Origin of the sequence: Spirosoma aerolatum (assembly GCF_002056795.1) — a bacterium.
Taxonomy (GTDB): Bacteria; Bacteroidota; Bacteroidia; order Cytophagales; family Spirosomataceae; genus Spirosoma; species Spirosoma aerolatum.
Window position 1 is genome coordinate 1,104,120 of the sequence record NZ_CP020104.1, and the last position, 21,356, is coordinate 1,125,475.

A 21,356-nucleotide genomic window follows, 5' to 3' on the forward strand; every position below is an offset into this window, starting at 1 on the left:
AATCATAGCATTGTCTGGAGAAATTTAGAGGTTGGGAAAAAACTCCAGTTCAACCGTATGATTTAAAAGCAGTTTACTACCCAGAGTTAAAGGTGTGTAGATAAACTGGCCTTTTTCCGGCAAACTTTGCGTGAGAGGTTTTTCGTCAAGCAAGGTTTCTTTGTTACTTAAAACGGCTACTTCAAAATGCCCTAGGGTGTCGTTGTAACGAATTCGTGCGTGTGGATTGGAAACATAGCGCGACTCGATCCGTACTTCATAATGATCATTATCCGGTTCTTTGCGGGCAATGGTGATCTCACGTTTATTCATAAAATAATCCCATGAGTCGGCATCATCGGGCTTCACCCGAATGCGGGCCAGGGGTGCATCCGACCACAGCCGGTCGATGGGTGCAGCGGATGGCGTACTGGAAGGTTTTAGCCCCGGACGTAGAATAGGTACCCAAAATAAGCCACCAGGTTCATAAGCGACAGCCGGGAACTGATCCAGCGCCATAGCCAGGTTTCGGAAAGTCTGACTTTGTGCGTTGCGGACCGTTCCGCGTCGGTTGGTTGCTCCGGTGGGTCCAGCACCCGATTCGCGGTTATCATCCGGCGCCGGGCCTACCAGTTCGCTAAAAATAAGCAAGTTGTCGGGTTTGATGGTTTCCTGCGCGAACTCTTCCGTAGCCACAAACTGAAACTGCCATCTTATTGCCAGAGGGGCTATCTTCAGAGCGGAAGCCTCTTTGCGTTTCAGGTCCAACGCTGTTTGCAACTTTTGGTCAAAAAAAATGACTACTTCGTCAACAACGGCTTTAAAGGCTGCTTTTTGACGCTCGTAAACTTCTGGATGCATGCAGATTATATAACTACAATGCGGAATTAGTTTTAGATAAGTGCTTTCTTCCAGAAGCGACTGTTGAAAAGCAAGCAGGAGCTCATCAATAATACGACGTGATCCGACGCGAAGCTGAGTAGCTGGCTGAGGTTCGGCTTCTCGATACACATCCGTTGTCAGCTTTTGAAACAAGGATTGAATAGTATGAAACATTTTGTTTATGTCGTAAAATATTGTGTCTTTATGGATAAACTCTAGATGGCTATTTCCTTTGTAATGTAGCGTCAGAATATACTGTTTTAATTAAGTAGAGCAAATTAAATAAAAAGCATTGGGTCGCAAAGAAATAAGATAGTACACTGTGTTTATTTTTTGATGTTTATGTACTTTCTTTGAGTAAGTTAGCTTGTCAATTTAGTCCATTCCTTCGTTCATTCCTTCACTTTATGTTGACTAAACTTATTGATTCGTTTCGAAAACGGGAGGAGTCTTACCACGAGTTTATAAAAGCCGCTCAGGATGCCACCGACGACGCTTTAAGAGATTTTAGCAAAGAATCGTCTGTTCCCTTAGTCGGAATTACTTTATATGTAGTCAGTAACGATGAAGTGGCCCGACAGAAACTGGCACAGCATTTGGCGCAGCCAAACTTTGTGACGGATTGGCAAGCTGCGTTTGCTCAGGAGGCCGCTTACGCGGCTGCTAATTGCCTCTGGCAAGCTGAGCTTGTCGTCGAGAAACCTCATCACCTTCATCATCTTCGGCTTTTTCAGCGGCATTCGTCAACCTATCAATTCGGTGTATGGCTAATTTTACGTCAACAGGCTTACCAGGCTATAGAGCCGCTCGCAGCTTACGTTTATCAAGGTGAAACAAGATTTGCCCTACAACCAACTGCCGATAAACTTTCCTTTCAAATTGGGCGTGGAAGTAACCCCCGGTTAGATGACGGGTTCTATCGGGAAAATCACATTTATTTTATCGACTCCGAGAGAAATAGTGGCATCAGTCGCAATCATGCTGTCATTCGATACGATCCCCAACAGCGCCGTTTTTTGCTAAAGGCCGAAAACAAACGGCTAACTGTTCGGGCAGAGGGCGCTGTTCAGCCTATCCAGTTAAACTACAGCGGGGCTACTCATATCTTGGCCGAAGGCGATCAGATTTCGTTGGATAGTACTAATCCACAGGGGCTCCTTTTGTTTTCGTTCCATCCCTCACTTACGAATGAGTTCGGATCAGACCCAGCGGTTTAACATCGCTCGCTACGTTCGCGTTGGCCAGCTTGGAAAAGGGACGTTTAGTACCGTTTACAAAGTAATCCGAAACGGTCAGCCACAACAGGTGTATGCGCTGAAAGTACTGCGAGAGTCTATGGCTACGCCAGACGAACTTCAGCATTTTCGGGAAGAAGCGCAGTTGATGCAACGCCTTAACTCGCCCAGCTTTCCACAATTTCATGAGTTTGGGCAGGAGTTGGATTACGTTTTCATTGCTATGGAGTTTGTCGAAGGAAAAAGCCTGGAGGAGATTCTTAGCACTGAATCGACATTACCGACTATTCAGGTCTGCCGATTAATTCAGCAGATCGGTTCCGCCCTCGATCAGCTCCAGAATCAGGGGGTTGTTCATCGGGACGTAAAGCCGTCGAATCTCATGCGACGCCCAGGTGGAAATTTTGTGTTGATGGATTTGGGAATTGCCTGCCAATCGGCACCACTCGCCCAGCCCGATCAGGCCGGAACTCCCGAATACATGGCTCCCGAACGTTTCTATGAAGGCGCTCGGCTAGACTTTACTGCCGATGTATATAGTCTTGGTTGTGTGATCTATCAGTGCCTGACAGGTGAATTACCCATTGCTCCTGGAACAAATTTTCTGAACGCCCTGGAAACAGTTTTGCCTAAACCAATACGAGCGTATCGATCAGAATTTCCAGAAGCGTTAGACCGGGTTATTTTAAAAATGCTGTCGAAAGAACCGGGCAATCGATTCCGAAACGGAGCCGAATTATCAACTGCTTTCGCTTCTGCCTGTCGGGAAGTGGCTCTTGCCAAGGCCAGCCGTTTGGATCGGCCTACTCTTAAAAATGAGGCCTCGGTTTGGTATGAATATGCGATAGCCTGTCTGCCTGATAACGTTTTATTACAACAGGAATATGATAGCTGGAAACAACAGGTTTTTAGGCAGGATGCTCCGTACGCTGACACGGTGACCGGAACGAAGCCAAAACGTGGCCCATCAATTGGCCAGCGTCCTCGTCCGTTTGTTGATAACGGAAAAGCGATAAAGAAAGCTCCCGTCGAATCAACATCTCCGAATCGACAAACGGGCCAGTCCGGCGACTGGCTATCTAGACGAATTTTGCCGGGTATTTTACTGCTTTTGAGTGGGTTGGTTTTAGTTTTTTTTCTTAAGGAAATTTTCTTCAAACCCGCTAAGCAGCCCAAAATAAGTAACCAGTCTGCTGCTACAGATTCGACGGTAACAACGGATACACCAGTTTATGCAACGATTGCCCCCGCAGAGGCTCGAAAGCTTTTGAATAAGGGTAATGATTATCTGTTAGGGCGAAACGGTAAGTCCAAAAACCCATCCAGAGCGATGCTATATTTGAAACGGGCAGCTTATACATCCGATAATGCCATAGTGATTGAAGCCAGCTATGCGGTTGGCAGTTATTACGCTACGAAAAGGCAGGATGAGAAGGCCCAGTTCTGGCTCAAGCGGGCTGCGGGCTGCGAGAGTGCTGAAGCAGAATTATTGTTAGGTAAGCTTATTGAACGGCAATCGGATAGTCGATCTTATCAATCAACGGCCTGCTACTGGTATCAACGGGCCGCCCAGCACAATAACCAGGAAGCCAAACAGGCCATCAGGAGATTACATTGCTCTACTTGATTAACCTGGTCATTTAGACCGATCTCCTTGGAATAACCAGCCTCTGACTGGCGCTTGAATTGACCGTCTATAAGCTACAATTTCGGATTTAAACAACTATTTATTGTAAAGCTCATTGACCTTTTCCTGTCTGCTTGGATCTACTGGATATAGACCTATGCCGATTTGAAGATGATGTCTTTTACATAGAGAGATGAATTACGAACAGTTTTTGCAACGCTTTCGCTATCACACCAGTCGCGATTTTATTGGTCAGGGTGGCTTTGGTACGGTATATCGCGCTTTCGATACGGAACTTCAGCAGTTTGTTGCCATCAAATCGGCAAAGGTTAATCCGACGGGGCCAAATGTGTCGCTTCAAAAAGAAGTAGACCTGACCAATCAACTACCAGAACACCCCAATTTGGTCCGTTATCTGGAACACCACCGGTTCGATCTGCCTGGTGTAGGCACATACGATTATGGGGTTATGTCTTTTTATGAAGGTGGGAATTTAAGCCAGTTATTGGCCGCTCGTTCGCTAACCTCAACCGAAAAAGAAGAAGTAGCCATTAGCATTTTGAGGGGCTTACAGCATTTGCATACCCACAAGATTATTCATCGGGATTTAAAGCCAGCTAACATCCTGATTGATAATGAAGGGAACCGATTAGTGGCTAAAATTTCAGATTTCGGTCTGGGGCGTACTGTATTGAACGATAATAGTGCCTTTTCGAATAGTACAGTGGGTGGCTCGCCACACTATATGGCACCTGAGCAGCTAACGAATGGGAAAATGCGGATTAACGTTGACTTATGGGCATATGGTGTGTTGCTGTATGAATTGTATACGGGCGAACGACCTTTCCAGCTTAGCCTGCAAGTGCCCGATTCTGAAATGAATAGAGCGGAAGTACTTCGCAGAATTGCTAACGCTGAACTGCCTGCTAATTTATCGGAACTGGATGAACCTTACCAGACGATAATCCGACGCTGTTTGGTGAAAGATATTGATCAGCGTGTGCAGAAAGCCGACGAGCTACTGCTCTTTTGGGAGACCGCTCACCGACGGGAAGAAATCTATCGGGAAAAGCGACAAATTGCCAACCGATTATTAGAACTGGGATCAGCAGAAGCAGCGAAGCTACTTTATTTGGAATTGACTGCCGAAAATAAGGCCGATCCGCTCGTTCGGGAGCGCCTTACGGGCTTGATAAGTGGTCAGCCAAGTGGCAATCTGGAAACCCAGGTATGGGTAGAAGTGGCACCAGAGGAGACGGACCATACCGAATCTTTTGTTTTTCGGCCTGACCAGCAGGCTCCAATCATACTAGAAGAGTATGAAACAGTAGGTAGTTTTTGCAATGGATTGGCCATAGTAGGAAAACGTAGTAAACTAGGGTCCATTAAATACGGGTTCATTAATTTATCAGGCAAACTGGTTATCCCGGCAGAGTATGAAGAAGCCAACGATTTTGTGGAAGGCCTGGCAAGAGTTCGCAAAAATTTATCAACTAACTATGGGTTTATAAACCAGCAAGGAGAACCAGTACTCTCTTTAGAGTACAATGACTGTCGATCTTTTTCCGAAGGCTTAGCTGCCGTTAGAAAAGGCTATAAATTTGGCTACATTGATAAAAAAGGCCAAACAGTTATCTCATTTGAATATGATAAAGCACGTGAATTCCGGGGCGGATTGGCTTTAGTCAGTCAAAAAAGGAAGTGGGGCCATATTGATACAGTAGGAAATACCCGTATACCATTACAGTACGATATGGCAGGTGATTTTCACAACGACCTGGCGATGGTAATGATCGATGGGAAGTATGGATATATTAATCGATCTAATGAAGTTGTGATTCCACTGCGTTATAGTATGGCCTACGATTTCTCAGATGGGTTTGCATTAGTGGAACAAGGCAACAAACGAGGCTTTTTTACGACGGAAGGGGAAATGATAATCGGCTTTGGAGAGTATGATGCAATGGATAGCTTTTCCGAAGGGGTAGCCGGTGTCGCCAAAGGAGGTGTGTGGGGCTATATTAATACAGAAGGGAGATTGATAGTGCCGCTTCAATTTGAGAGAGTCTGGCCTTTTTCGGATAGGCTGGCGGCAGTACAAAACAACGGTAAGATTGGCTTTATCAATAAAAAAGGGAAAGTGATGATTCCATTTAGTTACAACAATGCAACTTATTTTTCGGAAGGAATAGCTAAACTAATCAGAGTCGAAAGCTCTTTTCTTCGTACTAAAAACTATATTGATTTTATTGACAGAACCGGCCAAAAGTTACTTGCATGCACCACTCGTTCATAATTTGTAAAACGAGATCTTAATTGCTTTTTTAGGTCAGCTCGACGTAAGCAAATGGCTTGCTCATAGTTCTTTATTCGGAGAGTAGGCCATCCTCTGTTTGTTCATAAAGGCTTTGGAAGGGAAATGCTTTTGACAGAAAACAGAGTATTGATGTTATTTTTTTGCCCAATGATACATCTTGCAGGGCAAAGTTACAGGATGTTGGATTGGACCTTGCGCTAGTATACTAGAAGGTTTATATTAGCAAGAACAACATGCTTACAGGGCAAATTGTGTCTTAGCAGGCAGTAGTTAAAAATAAGCAGTAGCTTATTTTGAGAGGAATACAACAAAACATAAAAAAGCAATTAATTGGTGATGTTCTTATTGTCAGCAGTATAGCTCTTGTTGTAGTGTATAATTATCCAATTATCAGAACAAAGGTTATACGATGAGTTGACTAATGTTAGTAACAAACAGGCTGTAACCAGTAAATCTTCCCAATAATTTAATATACCTAAATCAAATGGACAAACGCTACTACTATTTTAATGGTAATGAGCAAATTGGGCCGCTAAATTATAGCGACTTATTCAACCGGAACTTAACTCCAGATACATTATTCTGGTATGAAGGCCTTCCTCAATGGAAGAAAGGCTATGAACTACCTGAATTGGCCAATCTGTTTAATCGGCCATCGAATACACCGCCTGTTAATCCACAATACAATCAGCCACCCTATTCGCCACCGCCTTCGTATCAGGTTCCTAATCAGCCATATCCTCCTCAGTATCCCAATTACCAGCTTCAACCAACACCACCTGCTTATGAATGGTATTTCATGGTTTGGCAGAAATACGCTCAGTTTACGGGCCGCGCTCGACGAAGTGAATATTGGTATTTTACTCTGTTTCACTTCATTGTATTAATTATCGCAAGTGTTATCGATGAAATGAAGAATGGCGGTAGCGAAGGCTATGGCTTGTTAACCAGTCTATATTACTTTGCCACTATAGTTCCGTACCTTGCTGTTGCAGTTAGACGAATACACGACACGGGCCAAAGCGGCTGGTTTATATTAATTCCATTTTACAATTTAATCTTATTGTGTACGGAAGGTAACCGAGGCCCCAATCAATATGGGCCTGACCCAAAGTATATTTAGACAATAAGTTAACGATTCTCGAATATCAACTTCCTGGTAGGTCGGTAGAGAAAGCAAACTGATGTTTGTGTTAATCTGAAAGCAGCACCATGTATGTTTTTACAGTCGTAACGATCATCAGCGTCCTGAATCCTTTACCGTGGGCTGGTGAATAGTAGAGCCTGATCGAACGAGAAACGCATGTATCAGAAAGCCAGAAAGGCCAGTTTGGTAAGAAGCTGATTCCAGAGATAGAAACACGCTATTGCCTAGTCAAGAGAATATATGGCAACCCATAAAAAAGCACTTACCTCTAAAAAGGTAAGTGCTTGAGAATGAGCGTGGGCCAGGCAGGGCTCGAACCTGCGACTTACTGATTATGAGTCAGGCACTCTAACCGACTGAGTTACAAGCCCATTGCTGACTGATTGCTCAGATTCAGCAGGGCAAATTTACATATTTTTTGACAGAATGAACAGATTTGGGCGGATATTTCAATAAGTATGCCGCCAATCCTGTGTTTCAGTCTGGTATCTTTGCCTAATGGCAACGCCCAACAAAAAGAAAATTCTCAACGACCCGGTTTACGGGTTTATCACCATTCCATCCGAACTGCTCTACGATTTAGTCGAGCACCCTTATTTTCAGCGACTTCGGCGAATAAAGCAACTGGGCCTCTCCGAGTACGTGTATCCGGGGGCTTTACATACCCGATTTCATCATGCGTTAGGGGCCATGCACCTGATGGGGCAGGCGATGAGTACACTACAAAGCAAGGGCCACACCATTAGCAATGAGGAATGCGAGTCCGCTCAAATCGCCATCCTACTGCATGATGTAGGGCATGGGCCGTTTTCGCACGTATTGGAGTGTTGCTTGCTGGACAATGTGCCCCATGAACAGATTTCGCTGATGCTGATGCACGATCTCAACCAGCAGTTTAACGGAGCATTGTCGCTGGCGATCCGCATGTTTGAGGGGACGTATGAACGCCCATTTTTCCATCAGCTTATATCCAGCCAGTTGGATATGGACCGGATGGATTATCTCAACCGCGATGGGTATTATACGGGCGTAGCTGAAGGAGCTATTGGGGCCGAGCGAATTATTAAAATGCTCGATCTGGTCGACGATCAACTGGTTGTTGAGGCCAAAGGTATTCTGAGCGTCGAAAACTTCCTGAATGCCCGACGACTCATGTACTGGCAGGTGTATCTGCACAAAACGTCGATCTGCTGTGAATCGATGATGATTCAGATATTACGACGGGCCCGGTTCCTGAGCCGTCAGGAGGGCGTTGAGTCGGTGTTTGCGTCAGATGTGTTTCGGTTGTTTTTGCGTGACAGCGTGTCGATTCAGGATTTCCAGACCAACCGCACTTATCTTGAGGCATTTACCCGATTAGATGATTTTGATATCTGGACTTGTGTGAAGCAGGGCGCTTCGCATCCCGACCCGATTTTTTCAAAACTCTGCCAGATGCTACTGAATCGGCGGTTGTTTAAGATCATGTTATCGACCGAGCCTTTTGCGGGTGAATTACTTATTCAGCTTGAAAAACAGTTGCGGCAAACAGGTATGCCGGAGGACTGGCTTTCGTATTTTCTAATTGAAGGACAGGCCACCAATGCTGCTTATTTGCCTTCGGGCGACCGCATTTCTATCAAATTGAAAAGTGGCAACGTGATCGATATTGCCGATGCTTCTGACCTGTCGAATATCCAGGTGCTAACCAACATTGTCCGTCGATACTATGTTTGCTGGGCCAGGAATTTTGTGGAGTAGCTGATCGGTGGCGTCAGTCATTGGTAGCATGGCATAACCATAAATCCGTATTCGCTCGGAATGCTTCACCAATTAACCGCTTGACCAATTGCGGAAAAGTGCAATTTGTTCGCTACCTTAGCGGCCTGAACACCTGGCTATAATGGGTGTTTTGCGACGGCCGTCATACATATATGGAGTTTACAGTCAAGCAGATTGCCACACTGCTGGGGGGCGAAGTCGCCGGAAATGAATCGCTGACAATCACTGGGTTAGCTAAGATTGAAGAGGGGCAACCAGGGGATATCTCATTTCTGTCGAACCTCAAATACGAACCGCATCTTTATACCACGCAAGCCTCGGCGGTGATTGTCGATCGGTCGTTCGAGCCTAAAAAGCCGGTTGCATCGGCTCTTATTTTTGTAGAAAATTCCTACTCTGCCTTCACTCGCCTGCTGGAAGAATACCACAAGCAATTAATTTTCGCGCGGGTTGGCATTGAACAGCCATCTTATATAGGCGATGGAAGTCAGATGGGCGAACAGGGCTACCGGGGGGCATTTTCGTACGTTGGCCGAAATTGTCAGATCGGAAGTAATGTGAAAATATACCCACAAGCTTACGTTGGGAATAACGTTCGGATCGGAGATAATACCATTATTCATCCCGGAGTTCGGATTCTGGACAATTGTGTAATTGGTCGGAATTGTGTTATCCATCCCAATGCGGTTATTGGTAGCGAAGGGTTTGGTTTTGCGCCCCAACCCGATGGAACGTATAAGACCATTCCCCAACTGGGTAATGTGATTCTGGAAGATAATGTGAATGTTGGGTCAAATACGACCATCGACTGCGCTACAATGGGCTCAACCATTATTCGACAGGGAGCCAAGCTGGATAACCTGATCCAGATAGCTCATAATGTCGAGATTGGAAAAAATACGGTCATTGCCGCGCAGACTGGGGTTTCGGGGTCCACCAAAATCGGCGATAACTGTGTAATTGCCGGCCAGGTCGGGTTTGCCGGTCATTTAACCATTGCCAATGGCACTAAAGTGGGGGCGCAGTCGGGCGTAGGCAAGAGTGTTGAGGAAGAAGGTACTTCGCTCAATAGCTCACCCGCTTTTGGCTTAAAGGAAAGTATGCGCTCGCTGGCGGTATTCCGTCGGTTGCCCGATCTGGAACAAAGAGTGTTTAAACTGGAAAAGAAAAACGAAAAATAGCTTACGGTCTATGATTTACGGGTGGCGGTGGATAGACGCACCAGCAACGTTATGCGTCGGCCTACTGTAAACTGTAAAACGGTAAACTGTAAACTGAAAAGGAATGAATACCAAACAACAGACGATTCAGAAAGCCGTTTCGGTATCGGGAGTGGGACTCCACACGGGTGTACAGGCAACGATGACGTTTCTGCCGGCACCAACCAATCATGGTTATAAATTCCAGCGCGTCGATTTGCCGGGCCAACCCATTGTGGATGCCGACGTAGATAACGTGGTCGACCTTTCGCGTGGAACTACCATTGAGCAGAGTGGGGCCCGGATTCATACAGTTGAGCATACACTGGCTGCGCTGGTTGGTTTACAACTCGATAACATCCTGATTCAACTGGACGGTCCTGAACCTCCTATTATGGATGGCTCTTCCATTCAGTTTATCGATGCCCTGCGGGATGCCGGAATCGAAGAGCAGAATGCCACCCGTAACTACTTTGAAGTGAACGAATACGTTCATTACCGAAATGCGGAGAAGGATATTGAACTGGCAGCCCTGCCCCTCGACGACTATCGGCTGACGGTAATGGTGGATTATAACTCAAAGGTTATCAGCAGCCAGCACGCGTATCTGAACGACATCAGTCAGTTTCCTGAACAGATTGCCAGTAGCCGGACGTTTGTTTTCCTGCATGAACTGGAAGCACTCTATAAGCAGAATCTGATTAAAGGGGGCGACCTGACCAATGCTATTGTGATTGTTGATCGGGATGTGCAGGATGGTGAACTGGATTATCTGGCCGAACTGCTTCATAAGCCGAAGGTGAGTGTTAATAAGCAGCAGGGAATCTTAAATAACCTGAAACTGCACTATCCGAACGAAATGGCCCGGCATAAACTGCTCGATGTAGTGGGTGACCTGGCGCTGATCGGGCGGCCCATTAAAGCGCAGATCCTGGCAGCTCGGCCTGGTCATGCTGCTAATGTGGCCTTTGCTAAAAAAATTAAGAAGCTTATTCAGAAAAACGCGGCCAATCAGGTGCCAAAATACGACCCCATGCAGCCAGCCGTACTGGATATCAATCGTATATCGCAGTTACTGCCCCACCGCTACCCGTTCCAGATGATCGATAAAATCATTGCGTTGGACGAGAACAGTGTAGTCGGCATCAAAAACGTAACGATGAATGAGCCGTTTTTCCCCGGCCATTTTCCCGGTAATCCGGTGATGCCTGGTGTTATGCAGCTCGAAGCTATGGCGCAAACGGGCGGTATTCTGGTCTTGAGTACGGTGCCTGATCCTGAGAATTACTGGCCGTTTTTAGTGGGTATTGAAAATTGTCGCTTCCGGCGGAACGTATTGCCCGGCGATACGGTCATATTCCGGTGTGAGTTTACCTCGCCCATGAAGCGGGGGATCGTAAAAATGCAGGGCCGGGGGTATGTAGCGAATCAACTGGTCTGCGAAGCCGATATGATTGCCAGCTTAGTAAAGAAAAAATGAATAATGGATAATGAATAATGTAAGTCTAGGTTGAGAACTCAACTGTCAAGCATTATCCATTATTCATTGTATACATTCATACAATGATTCAACCGTTAGCATATATTCACTCTGAAGCGAAGATTGCGCAGAATGTAGTGATTGAGCCCTTTGCCATTATTCACAAAGACGTTGAGATTGGTGAAGGAACATGGATCGGTTCCCATGCCGTTATCAATGAAGGTGCCCGTATTGGCCGAAACTGCAAAATTTATCCTGGAGCCGTTATCTCGGCCACACCACAGGACTTGAAATTCAATAACGAATACACACGAACTTTCATCGGCGACAATACGACGATCCGTGAGTATGCAACCATCAGCCGGGGTACCGAAGAGCACTGGAAAACGCAAATCGGAACTAACTGCCTGATTATGGCTTATGCGCACGTTGCGCACGACTGCCGAATCGGAAACCACTGCATTATTACCAACAATGTGCAGATGGCGGGTCACGTACATATGGGTGACTGGGCTATTATTGGTGGATCGAGTTCTGTATTGCAATTTTCCCGGATTGGATCGCATGCCTTTATTTCGGGTGGTTCGCTAGTTCGGAAAGATGTGCCACCCTACTCAAAAGCGGCTCGCGAACCGCTCACCTACGCCGGTATCAACTCGGTGGGTATCCGTCGGCGGGGGTACACCAACGAACAGATCAACCAGATTCAGGAGATTTACCGCTACATCTATCTGCGTGGTTTAAATAATGCTGATGCCCTGGCCCAGATCGAGCTGGAACTGCCTGCTTCAGACGAGCGTGATGAAATCGTAAATTTCATCCGCAGCTCCGAACGAGGTATCATGCGCGGTCCATCGGCCAACGGAGAGCGGGAGTAAGATTTAATGGATAATGCACCGCACGGATTTCCATGGTTTATGCAAGCGCTGGCGTATAATTTTTGTCATATTTCTGTTCTCGATGAACCACCGAGCAAACCCGGTGGATTAGCTTATTGCGAACCGCGTTGAGAACGAGCATCTTATTTTTGCCGTCAGCTACCTTGCGCTGGTAGTAGGTCTGTAGCTCACCTTTCATCCGGATCGCTGACATGGCCCCTAAATGAAACAGAGATTTTAGACGTAAACGAGCATGTTGGCTCACCCGCGTTTTGCCACGCACACTGCTACCCGATCGGTATTCAAAGGGTGCCACACCCGCGTGACAGGCCAGTTTTTTAGGATCGTTGATAGCCTTGAATTCGTTGGTAGCCACCAACACTTCAGTCGCTATGGCATCACCCACACCGGGAACGGAGGTAATCCAGGCAAAAAGCTCCTTCAAGCGATCATCACTTTGGATGAGCGTATCGATCTGTTTTTCGGCATTTGCCAAATCGGCAGTGATGGCTTTTAACGAGGCCTGGCAGTTTTGGGCCAGTTGCTTTTGGAGTGACTTTTCCGCGAAGCCCTGCTGTTCGTCAATAGGTTGTTGAAGTTGCTGGCGAACGCGAAGAAGCCGTTGACGAAGGGCACTTAACGTGGCTAGTTTTTGCAGAATAGGCCTTGGTGGCTGCCAAAGGCACATTTTGTCTCGAAAACGGAAGGCGTACTCGGCAATGCGAATAGCATCGATAGCGTCGGTTTTACCTCGTTGTAAACCGCCTGCTTTTTTAATTTGCAGGCTGCTCTCTAGCCAAATTGGTAGTTTCAATTTGTAAAGGGAAGATAAAAGATGCGCACAATAAATGCCTGTATGTTCGAGACAGCAGACCGATTCCATTACCGTAAATCCAGGCAACGCCTTCACCAATTTGACGGTGGCCCTAATCGCTGCTGGTGAGTTAACCGATTGAGCTTGCAATACTATGGTTTTGCCATCAAAGACGGCCCAGTCAAGGGTAGCTTTCGAAACGTCAACACCGATGAAGTAGCGAATGTCCATGAGAGATAGTAATTTAGGGTGTTCAATAAGTTCTTGCTTTGGTGCTCAAACCCTTGCTAATGGGCCTAGTTGCCCTCATTTCCATTCGAGCCTTCAAGCAAGTAAAACAGGGTGGGTCCTGAATCCGCGCCTAGAGCTGGAACTCTGCGGCCCCATAGGGTAGCCCACCCTGTTCACTAGTTGACAAGCTACCAAATCTTGAAATCTTACCACAAGACAAACCTAAAGGGCGGCCCCGAATGAACAATGGGTGTTTAGCCATCATTATTCATTCGGGGCCGCCCGTGCGGTGCATTATCCATTTGATAGTATTCATGTATGCATATCGCTGCTGAAAAAATTGGCAAGAAGTATCGGAAAGAGTGGATTTTTCGGCGGGTCGATCTGACGCTTACCGCCGGAAATAGTTATACGTTTGTAGGGCCAAACGGTAGTGGTAAATCGACACTATTACAATTACTGGCCGGAAGTTTGCCTACAACGGAAGGAACGCTTACTTATTCGCTACAGGACAAGGCTCTCGAAGCCGACGACTGGTTTCGGTATGTGACAATAGCCGCGCCTTACCTGGAACTGGTCGAGGAGTTGACGCTGGACGAACTGCTGACGTTTCACCAGACGTTTAAACCGTTCGTAGCCGGTCAAACCCCCGAAACGATTGCTGAGAAGCTTTGGCTAGGCCATGCCCTTGATAAAGAAATCAAGTATTTTTCGTCGGGCATGAAACAACGCGTGAAGCTTGGGTTAGCCTTTTTCTCCAGTTCGCCGATTATCATCCTCGATGAACCGACGTCCAATCTGGATCGGCAGGGGATGAACTGGTATCAGGAGCAGATACAGCAGTTAATTGCCCCCCTAAACCCGTTACCCCGGCTTCTGTTGATCGGCTCCAACCAGCCGGAGGAGTATGACTTCTGCCCAAATGTGATTGATATTACGCAGTGGAAATAAGGCTACTTTACCTTTTTTCGAAACGCTTCAATTAGAGGTAGGAGCTTTTAACCTACTAATTGAGGCCGGCTGCTGGCTATGTCACCGAGCGCTTCGGCTATACTCATGGTCAGATGCCGTTTTCACAAAAGCGATAAACGTTACGATTCGTCACATTACACTTCGGCCCGCAACACATCCAGCGGTGGCCTTGACAGCACTTCCCGGCTGTTGAATACACCAATCAGGATCGTCATGACGGTAACGACTAAAGCCACAACCACTAGTGGAATAATGGCTGGTTTATATGGGACTTCAAACACGAATCGGGCTAGACCCCAGGTTCCGGCTATGGATAGGACGATACCCGAAAGAGCCGCCAATAGCCCCAGCAAGCCGTATTCCAGAACGGTAATACTTAAAATCTGCTCCCGACTGGCTCCCAAAGTACGCAACAATACACTCTCACGCAGCCGCTGAAACTTGCTGATAACGACCGAACTAGCTAGTACCAATAAGCCCGTCAGAATACTAAACAAGGCCATAAACTGGATGACGAACGAGATTTGCCCCAGAATTTCATCAACCGTTTTCAGGATCAGGCCCAGGTCGATGGCCGAGACATTCGGAAATTGACTAACCAAACCCCGCTGAAGCTGGGCCGAAACCTGATTGTTGGGTACACGGGTCATCAGCACATGGAATTGGGGAGCCTGCTCCAGAACGCCTGAAGGAAATACCACCAGAAAATTGGTCTGTACCCGGTTCCATTCAACTTCGCGTGTGCCTCCTACAATCGTCTGAATAGGAGCACCCTGCACGTTGAAATTCAGCGTATCGCCCAGTTTAAGGTGCATTCGGTCGAAGAAAGGTTTCTCTAAAGAGACGTAGACAGCGCCATCGGCTCGATAGGGCGCTTTGCCTGAAATCAACTTCTCCGACGAAATCAGCGTATCGCGATAAGTCACTCGGTACTCGCGGGTAAAAGCCCACTTCGGTGGCCTGGCGGTGGTATCGTTCCGGTTTTCATTGTCTGTTTTGCCGTTAATATCCGACAGGCGCATGGTCACGACCGGGACTTCCTGTAAAACCGGCAATTTTTGGACAGCGACTAATTTTTTCACTCCGCCAAGCTGCTCATTCTGAATATCGAACAGGACCATGTTGGGTTGCTTGCCACTAGCCGATAATTCGACCTGCCCCAGCAGCAAACCTTGAGTAAGGTAAAGGGTCGCTATCAGAAAAGCGCCTAACCCGATGGATGTTATCAGAATCAGCGTTTGGTTATTGGGTCGATAAAGGTTGGCCAGACTTTGCCGCCAGACGTAACTCCACGAAGCGGGAAAAAATCGACGAACCAGCCAGATCAGCCCTAGACCCAGCGTTGTCAATATGCCAAAGGCCAGCATCAGACCACCGGTAAAACTAATGGCCAGCATCAGATTTCGGGTTTGCAGATAGGCAAAGCCAACAATGAACAGAACAACAAGCAGGTATACCAGCCAACGAAGTGGGTCTCGACCGCTCAGGTCATCTTCATACGAGTTACGGATGGCTCGCAAAGGCGATACGTTCCGAATAGCCAGCAGGGGTAATAACGAAAATAAAACCGAAATCAGTAACCCTGTACCCAGACCACCCAGAATGGCCGGAAGGGATACCGATGTCTCGACGGTGATGGGCAGAAAATTGCTGAATACGCGGGGAAGAATCAGCTGAATGGCCGAACCAGCCAAAGCGCCAATGGCGGCCCCTAAAAAGCCCATAATCGCCGTCTGGAATAAGTAAATCAGAAACGCCTGCCGTCCGCTGGTACCGAGTGTCCGCAGAATGGCTACGGATGCAATTTTCTCTTTTACGTATAACTGAACGGCACTGGCAACACCCACACAGCCCAACAATAAGGCCACAAAGGCCACCAGACTCAGAAATTTGGTCAGATCGCCAAACGCCCGTCCGGTCTGTTTTTTACGCCCAGCTACCGTATCGTAGCTGACTCCTTCTTTTTCCAAAGTAGGGCCAATTTGTTTAATCGCTTTTTCGACGTCTATACCCTGATTGAAGCGGAAGTAGTATTTATAATTAACTCGACTGCCACGCTGTAATAAGTCTTCCGAAACAAACTGCAAAAAGACCGTTGGGGCTACGGTAGTAGTTACCGTGGACTGCCCCGGCGTTTTCAATACGCGTCCGATTATTTTATACGAAACCCCACCCACTTGTACGGAGTCACCTACCTGGGCACCAAACTGAACCATCAGCGCGTCATCAACCAACGCGTAATACGGTTTAGGCCGTTTTTGAAGTTGGTCTCGCCAGAGCTTTTCAGCAGACTGTGGAACAATCTGCCATTCGCCGTAATACGGATAACTGTTCTGAGAACCAAAATTGCTAACGCCCAGGGTTAAATTCTTGACTTGAGCCAGCCTGACTCCCTGATTTTTGGGGAACGAAACCATCGACGCAAACGAAATCTCATTTGTGTACTCGTAAGGGCTCTTAGCGACTACATTGTGGCCATTAGTCTTTTGAAAAGTAGTGGGAGCAACTTTCTTCAGCAGCGGGTAGAAAAGCTTTTCTTTCTTTGGGTCGTTTGTCGATAGCACTAAATCGGCGCCCAATAATTCACGAGCCTGGTCGTCGATGCTTTGGGCCAGGTTATCGCCGAACGAATTGATGGCTACCAGCGCAGCAATGCCCAGTACGATTGCCGACATAAACAGCAATAATCGCTGGCGGCTCCGCCGACTATCGCGCCAGGCCATCCGAAATAACCAGTTTGTTCCGGGGCGGGGGAGGAGATTTGTCTGAAATTGAGGGGAATCCATAGGTAATGATTGAATGATAGAATTGTTGAATGATTGAATTATCTCAGTCACTTCATTCAGTCATTCAATAATTCAGTCATTCGATCATTAACTACCGTCCCACCCTTAATTCGAATAATTCGCTGCGTGCGGGAGGCTAATTCCATATCGTGGGTAACCAGTACGAGGGTGGTACCTGCTTCGCGGTTGAGTTCGAATAGCAGATCGACAACCGTAGCGCTGGTGTCGGCATCGAGGTTGCCGGTTGGTTCATCGGCAAAGAGGAGTTTAGGGCGGTTGGCAAAAGCACGCGCCAGCGAAACCCGTTGCTGTTCACCCCCCGAAAGCTGAGTAGGGTAGTGGTGCCCTCGCTGTCCCAGGCCAACCCGATCCAGCAACGCCTGAGCGGTTTTGGCGGCTCCTTTTTCGCCCCGTAGTTCGAGCGGAACCATCACGTTTTCGAGGGCAGTCAGCGTGGGCAGAAGCTGGAAGTTCTGGAAAATGAACCCAACATATTGGTTACGAATGGCGGCCCGCTGATCTTCATTGAGTGTATCCAGCCGAATGTCGTTCAGGTAAACGCTGCCGGAAGAAGCCCGATCCAGCCCAGCGCATAGGCCCAATAGCGTTGTTTTGCCGCTACCCGATGGACCGACAATGGCAAAGGTATCGCCCGGTTCAAGAGTAAAGTTGACTCCATGAAGTACCGTCAATTCACGGCCTCCACTGGTATAGGTTTTGGTAAGATTTTCGACGTGTAGGATACTCATGGAACAAAAAGGTTGTTCTAAACACAGAGATAACAGAGATTTACACGGAGAAAGCGAGGAACAGCACTTTTTATAAGCTTTGGATTATCCTCTGTGTTCTCTACGTTTACATCTAACCGACAGACAACCAATGAAGTTCTGGCAAAATCGACAAATGGTTTATTCTGTGATAAGCGGCCTGATCGTTTGCTTAACGGTCTGGAATTGCGGTTCATCAGATACCAAGACTACTTCAGATTCAGGTAATAGTACATCTAAAACTTCTGCTGCTTCGCCAATGGCTCCGGCAAAAAAACAGATTGTACTGTTTTATGGGAATAGTTTAACAGCTGGGTATGGAGTTGAACCGTCGCAGGCGTTTCCGGCACTGGTCGGTAAAAAAATTGATTCCCTCGGGCTGAATTATACGGTTGTGAATGCCGGACTGAGTGGCGAAACGACGGCAGGCGGAAAAAGCCGGATTAGCTGGGTGATGCGTCAGCCCGTAGCTGTGTTCGTGCTCGAACTGGGTGGTAACGACGGCCTTCGCGGCTTACCCCTAACGGCAACCCGTCAAAACTTACAGGCTATTATGGATACGGTTCGTAAGAAAAGCCCGGAAGCAACCATTGTACTGGCTGGTATGCAGATTCCGCCCAACATGGGAACGACCTATACGAAAGAGTTTCGAGGGTTGTTTAACGAACTGGCCGTTAAGAACAAAGCCGTACTGATTCCGTTCCTGCTCGAAGGGGTTGGCGGCATTCCCAAGCTAAACCAACCCGACGGTATCCACCCTACACCCGATGGCCATAAACTTGTAGCGAACACGGTCTGGAAGGTATTGAAACCCGTGCTGGAAAAAGAGTAAATAAAACTCAAAACGGGTAGCCTACGCCGATGTTGAACACAAGATTTTGCTTTCGCCAATCAGGACTCCCAAACGCCATTTTATCGATGACCCATTCGTTACCGTCGGTTTTGTAGGGCTTTCGTAACGGGGTTGCCAGATCAAGGCGAATCAGGAAATACGATAAATCCAGTCGAATTCCGACACCTGCGCCCACGGCAATTTGCTTGTAAAAATTGGACGAAAAGGTTTCAACATCTCCTTCGAAATTATCAAGGTTATAATACGTCCAGACATTGCCTGCATCAACGAATAGAGCCCCTTCCAGGTATTTGTTAAACTTGAACCGCAATTCGGTATTGGCTTCAAGTTTTATATCTCCTCCACCGTCCTGAAATGGTGGTAGATTCCGAATTGTATCGCGGGTAAATAGGCCCGGACCGATAGCTCTGGGTCGGAATGCCCGAATGCTATTGCTGCCACCCACAAAATACTGTTTGGTGAAAGGAATCTGATAGCCTTTATAATTTCCATACGGAATTCCTAAACCAGCAAACAGTCGATTAGCCAATGTCAGTTTAGGATTTAGTTGACGGTAATACCGAAGATTGGCATCAAACCGAACAAACTGAGCATAAGGTACGCCAAAGATACCTTTACGATCATCGGTTGGGAGCGATTTTCGAAAGAAAAGGCTGGCCAGGTTCCCGGCAGCTTCTGCATTTGCTGTGAATCGAAATGTATTCGGCGAAATAGAACGGGCTGGCGAGTTATAATTAAATGTATATAATGAACTGAGAATAAGCTGATCCGACAGGAAAACCGTAGTCTGGTATTGCGACCTGACAATGGAGGGGATATCTGGATCACTAATAATTTCATAGACCCGATCGCCTACGCTATTTAAGGGCACATACACATAGTTGATGTTGAATGGCTGGAAAACATGCTCTACCTGCTGGTTCTGTCGCCAGGCGTAGCCAAACGTGGTCTGAGCGGAATTGATCCGATACAAACCACCCCGGATAATTGTCTGATAACCAACAGTAGCGTTGGTTTTAGGTAAGGCCTGCCGCTGATCGTATCGGAAGCTAAAAGGAGCTACTAGCCTTGGAAAGCTCAAGGTGGCATCGGCCCCTAAGCGGTAATTGGTAACACTCTCTCCAGCATCGCCAACCTGAAATTCGATACCGGCATTTGCATTGACCGTAAGGAGTTCGGCACGGTGGAGCGCGTTCCGGTTGCGCCAGCTTACAACCACCTGGGTACCATTGAAATTGGTGGATCGAGAGGTTCCGTCCAATTCTACCCGTATGGATTTGGCCGGGTAGGGTGTCAGATAATAATGCACATCGAGCACGGCAGAGTCGCCCTGCTGATCGGGTTCGAACCGATTGCGTACAAACTTAAAGGCGCCTACGTTGATAAACCGCGACAGCGTTAAATCCTGCATACGGCTGTTATACCGTTGACCGGGTCGTACAGTCACAATATCGCGGAAAAGTTTGGGATCGAACCGACGCGTTGAGTCAATGATTCGGAATTGTTGTTCGGTCTGGTAAGCACGTCGTCGGTTGGTATCATTCCGAGCTGTCGACAGATTGTAGTTGGAATAAATGAATACGTCGCGAATATGATAAGGCACACCGGCCGCTTCGGGCATATCGGGTTTAATCGCGAAATAGAGCTTAGTACGGTGCGTAGCCGTGTCATTATCGGCCAGTACGGCCACATAATCGGGTAGGAAATAGTAGAATCCCCGTTGTTTAATGGCCTGGCTAATCCGCTCCCGCTCCAGCTTGATATTATCGAACAGATAAGGATCGCCTTTTTTAATAATGGTTCGACGAGAAGCCGCCAGCAGGGCTTTTCGTACGGGTGTTGAATCGAACAGAACGCCCGTTGAATCGATGTAAAACCGTTGCTTTACATCCACATCGTAAACGCCCCGTGCTTTGTAGCCTTCTTCGTTTAACTTGCCGGTAGCATCCGAGCCGAAATACCCCTGATTCTGTAATGTTGCCTTAAAAATAGGTATGTTCGACATAAGGGCTTTGGCACTGGCCAGGATGGGTTCCTGACCAAATTTATTCCGAAACCAAGAACGAAATCCATTCGGCTTTTTGGGTTCGCCAAACAGGTAGTATAAACCCACTTTATAAGGGTATCCAAAAATTTGTTTGTTGGGCCGGGGGCGGGCAATACCTTCTAACTGGGTTTGCAAGCCACTCTGCTCGTCTTTTGAAATCGTCGAATCGGCGTGGATGACTATGTCGGTTCCCATATAAAGCCGTTCATTGGGAGGTAAGTGCTTGGCTATGTTACAGGCATTCAAAAGCCATGCGGCAAACAAAAAACAGAGAATAGGGGCTATACGCAAACCTCGAAACAAAAAAGCGCCTTTTGGTTGATTCGGCCGGGTGAGAAGAATGGTGCAGTAATCGTGTATCGTAGCTAAGAATCTCATAAC

15 protein-coding genes and 1 tRNA gene are annotated in these 21,356 nt (G+C 47.2%); 10 read left to right on the forward strand and 6 right to left on the reverse strand.

The window, feature by feature from the left end:
• Positions 1-24: 24 nt before the first annotated feature.
• Positions 25-1,035 carry an FHA domain-containing protein gene (locus tag B5M13_RS04550; RefSeq protein ID WP_080054505.1) on the reverse strand — a complete coding sequence of 337 codons (1,011 nt, stop codon included), beginning with the start codon at positions 1,033-1,035 and terminating at the stop codon, positions 25-27.
• Between the two features lie 233 nt (positions 1,036-1,268).
• On the opposite strand from B5M13_RS04550, the gene B5M13_RS04555 reads away from it, so the two are divergent.
• The 4 genes from B5M13_RS04555 (at position 1,269) to B5M13_RS33275 (ending at position 7,163) form a co-directional block, all read left to right on the forward strand.
• Positions 1,269-2,078, forward strand: a complete 810-nt coding sequence (locus B5M13_RS04555) for an FHA domain-containing protein (protein ID WP_080054506.1) — start codon at positions 1,269-1,271, stop codon at positions 2,076-2,078.
• Positions 2,050-3,723, forward strand: a complete 1,674-nt coding sequence (locus B5M13_RS04560; RefSeq protein ID WP_080054507.1) for a protein kinase domain-containing protein — start codon at positions 2,050-2,052, stop codon at positions 3,721-3,723. Before B5M13_RS04555 ends, B5M13_RS04560 begins: the two co-directional genes overlap by 29 nt.
• Positions 3,724-3,916: 193 nt before the next feature.
• Positions 3,917-6,019 carry a WG repeat-containing protein gene (locus tag B5M13_RS04565; protein WP_080054508.1) on the forward strand — a complete coding sequence of 701 codons (2,103 nt, stop codon included), beginning with the start codon at positions 3,917-3,919 and terminating at the stop codon, positions 6,017-6,019.
• Positions 6,020-6,524: 505 nt separating this feature from the next.
• Complete coding sequence (locus B5M13_RS33275) at positions 6,525-7,163, forward strand: DUF805 domain-containing protein (RefSeq protein ID WP_155297184.1); 639 nt, start codon at positions 6,525-6,527, stop codon at positions 7,161-7,163.
• Between the two features lie 321 nt (positions 7,164-7,484).
• Here the strand turns inward: B5M13_RS33275 and B5M13_RS04575 are convergent.
• Positions 7,485-7,558, reverse strand: a tRNA-Ile gene (locus B5M13_RS04575).
• Between the two features lie 127 nt (positions 7,559-7,685).
• Between B5M13_RS04575 and B5M13_RS04580 the strand changes: the two genes are divergently transcribed.
• The 4 genes from B5M13_RS04580 (at position 7,686) to lpxA (ending at position 12,505) form a co-directional block, all read left to right on the forward strand.
• Positions 7,686-8,927 (forward strand): HD domain-containing protein, encoded by a 1,242-nt coding sequence (locus B5M13_RS04580; protein ID WP_080054509.1) that lies wholly within the window; start codon positions 7,686-7,688, stop codon positions 8,925-8,927.
• A 173-nt stretch (positions 8,928-9,100) separates the two neighbouring features.
• A complete protein-coding gene (lpxD, locus tag B5M13_RS04585) occupies positions 9,101-10,129 on the forward strand; it encodes a UDP-3-O-(3-hydroxymyristoyl)glucosamine N-acyltransferase (protein WP_080054510.1) in 1,029 nt (342 codons plus the stop codon).
• 103 nt (positions 10,130-10,232) lie between these two features.
• Positions 10,233-11,627: a bifunctional UDP-3-O-[3-hydroxymyristoyl] N-acetylglucosamine deacetylase/3-hydroxyacyl-ACP dehydratase gene (locus tag B5M13_RS04590; RefSeq protein ID WP_020594596.1), complete on the forward strand. Its 1,395-nt coding sequence runs from the start codon at positions 10,233-10,235 to the stop codon at positions 11,625-11,627.
• A gap of 83 nt (positions 11,628-11,710) precedes the next feature.
• Entirely contained in the window at positions 11,711-12,505 is a 795-nt protein-coding gene (lpxA, locus tag B5M13_RS04595) for an acyl-ACP--UDP-N-acetylglucosamine O-acyltransferase (RefSeq protein ID WP_080054511.1), read from the forward strand.
• Positions 12,506-12,542: 37 nt separating this feature from the next.
• Here lpxA and B5M13_RS04600 read toward each other — a convergent pair whose 3' ends face one another.
• Entirely contained in the window at positions 12,543-13,550 is a 1,008-nt protein-coding gene (locus B5M13_RS04600) for an IS110 family RNA-guided transposase (RefSeq protein WP_080054512.1), read from the reverse strand.
• A 318-nt stretch (positions 13,551-13,868) separates the two neighbouring features.
• Here B5M13_RS04600 and B5M13_RS04605 point away from each other — a divergent pair, with 318 nt between their 5' ends.
• Positions 13,869-14,501, forward strand: a complete 633-nt coding sequence (locus tag B5M13_RS04605) for an ABC transporter ATP-binding protein (RefSeq protein ID WP_080054513.1) — start codon at positions 13,869-13,871, stop codon at positions 14,499-14,501.
• Between the two features lie 155 nt (positions 14,502-14,656).
• Here the strand turns inward: B5M13_RS04605 and B5M13_RS04610 are convergent, their stop codons facing one another.
• Both B5M13_RS04610 and B5M13_RS04615 read right to left on the reverse strand, forming a co-directional pair.
• On the reverse strand, positions 14,657-17,245 hold the full coding sequence (locus B5M13_RS04610) for an ABC transporter permease (protein WP_170061233.1): 2,589 nt from the start codon (positions 17,243-17,245) through the stop codon (positions 14,657-14,659).
• Between the two features lie 119 nt (positions 17,246-17,364).
• Complete coding sequence (locus tag B5M13_RS04615) at positions 17,365-18,057, reverse strand: ABC transporter ATP-binding protein (protein ID WP_080054515.1); 693 nt, start codon at positions 18,055-18,057, stop codon at positions 17,365-17,367.
• A gap of 130 nt (positions 18,058-18,187) precedes the next feature.
• On the opposite strand from B5M13_RS04615, the gene B5M13_RS04620 reads away from it, so the two are divergent.
• On the forward strand, positions 18,188-18,907 hold the full coding sequence (locus B5M13_RS04620) for an arylesterase (RefSeq protein ID WP_080054516.1): 720 nt from the start codon (positions 18,188-18,190) through the stop codon (positions 18,905-18,907).
• Between the two features lie 7 nt (positions 18,908-18,914).
• Here the strand turns inward: B5M13_RS04620 and tamL are convergent, their stop codons facing one another.
• Positions 18,915-21,353: a translocation and assembly module lipoprotein TamL gene (tamL, locus tag B5M13_RS04625; protein ID WP_080054517.1), complete on the reverse strand. Its 2,439-nt coding sequence runs from the start codon at positions 21,351-21,353 to the stop codon at positions 18,915-18,917.
• Between the last annotated feature and the right edge of the window lie 3 nt (positions 21,354-21,356).

Bases quoted from the DNA above. Each gene is read 5' to 3' on its own strand.
- B5M13_RS04610 (WP_170061233.1), bottom strand. From the start codon at position 17,245: ATGGCCTGGCGCGATAGTCGGCGGAGCCGCCAGCGATTATTGCTGTTT.
- tamL (WP_080054517.1), bottom strand. From the start codon at position 21,353: ATGAGATTCTTAGCTACGATACACGATTACTGCACCATTCTTCTCACC.
- B5M13_RS04615 (WP_080054515.1), bottom strand. From the start codon at position 18,057: ATGAGTATCCTACACGTCGAAAATCTTACCAAAACCTATACCAGTGGA.
- B5M13_RS04565 (WP_080054508.1), top strand. From the start codon at position 3,917: ATGAATTACGAACAGTTTTTGCAACGCTTTCGCTATCACACCAGTCGC.
- B5M13_RS04550 (WP_080054505.1), bottom strand. From the start codon at position 1,035: ATGTTTCATACTATTCAATCCTTGTTTCAAAAGCTGACAACGGATGTG.
- B5M13_RS04555 (WP_080054506.1), top strand. From the start codon at position 1,269: ATGTTGACTAAACTTATTGATTCGTTTCGAAAACGGGAGGAGTCTTAC.
- B5M13_RS04600 (WP_080054512.1), bottom strand. From the start codon at position 13,550: ATGGACATTCGCTACTTCATCGGTGTTGACGTTTCGAAAGCTACCCTT.
- B5M13_RS33275 (WP_155297184.1), top strand. From the start codon at position 6,525: ATGGACAAACGCTACTACTATTTTAATGGTAATGAGCAAATTGGGCCG.
- B5M13_RS04560 (WP_080054507.1), top strand. From the start codon at position 2,050: ATGAGTTCGGATCAGACCCAGCGGTTTAACATCGCTCGCTACGTTCGC.
- B5M13_RS04580 (WP_080054509.1), top strand. From the start codon at position 7,686: ATGGCAACGCCCAACAAAAAGAAAATTCTCAACGACCCGGTTTACGGG.
- B5M13_RS04620 (WP_080054516.1), top strand. From the start codon at position 18,188: ATGAAGTTCTGGCAAAATCGACAAATGGTTTATTCTGTGATAAGCGGC.
- B5M13_RS04590 (WP_020594596.1), top strand. From the start codon at position 10,233: ATGAATACCAAACAACAGACGATTCAGAAAGCCGTTTCGGTATCGGGA.
- B5M13_RS04605 (WP_080054513.1), top strand. From the start codon at position 13,869: ATGCATATCGCTGCTGAAAAAATTGGCAAGAAGTATCGGAAAGAGTGG.
- lpxA (WP_080054511.1), top strand. From the start codon at position 11,711: ATGATTCAACCGTTAGCATATATTCACTCTGAAGCGAAGATTGCGCAG.
- lpxD (WP_080054510.1), top strand. From the start codon at position 9,101: ATGGAGTTTACAGTCAAGCAGATTGCCACACTGCTGGGGGGCGAAGTC.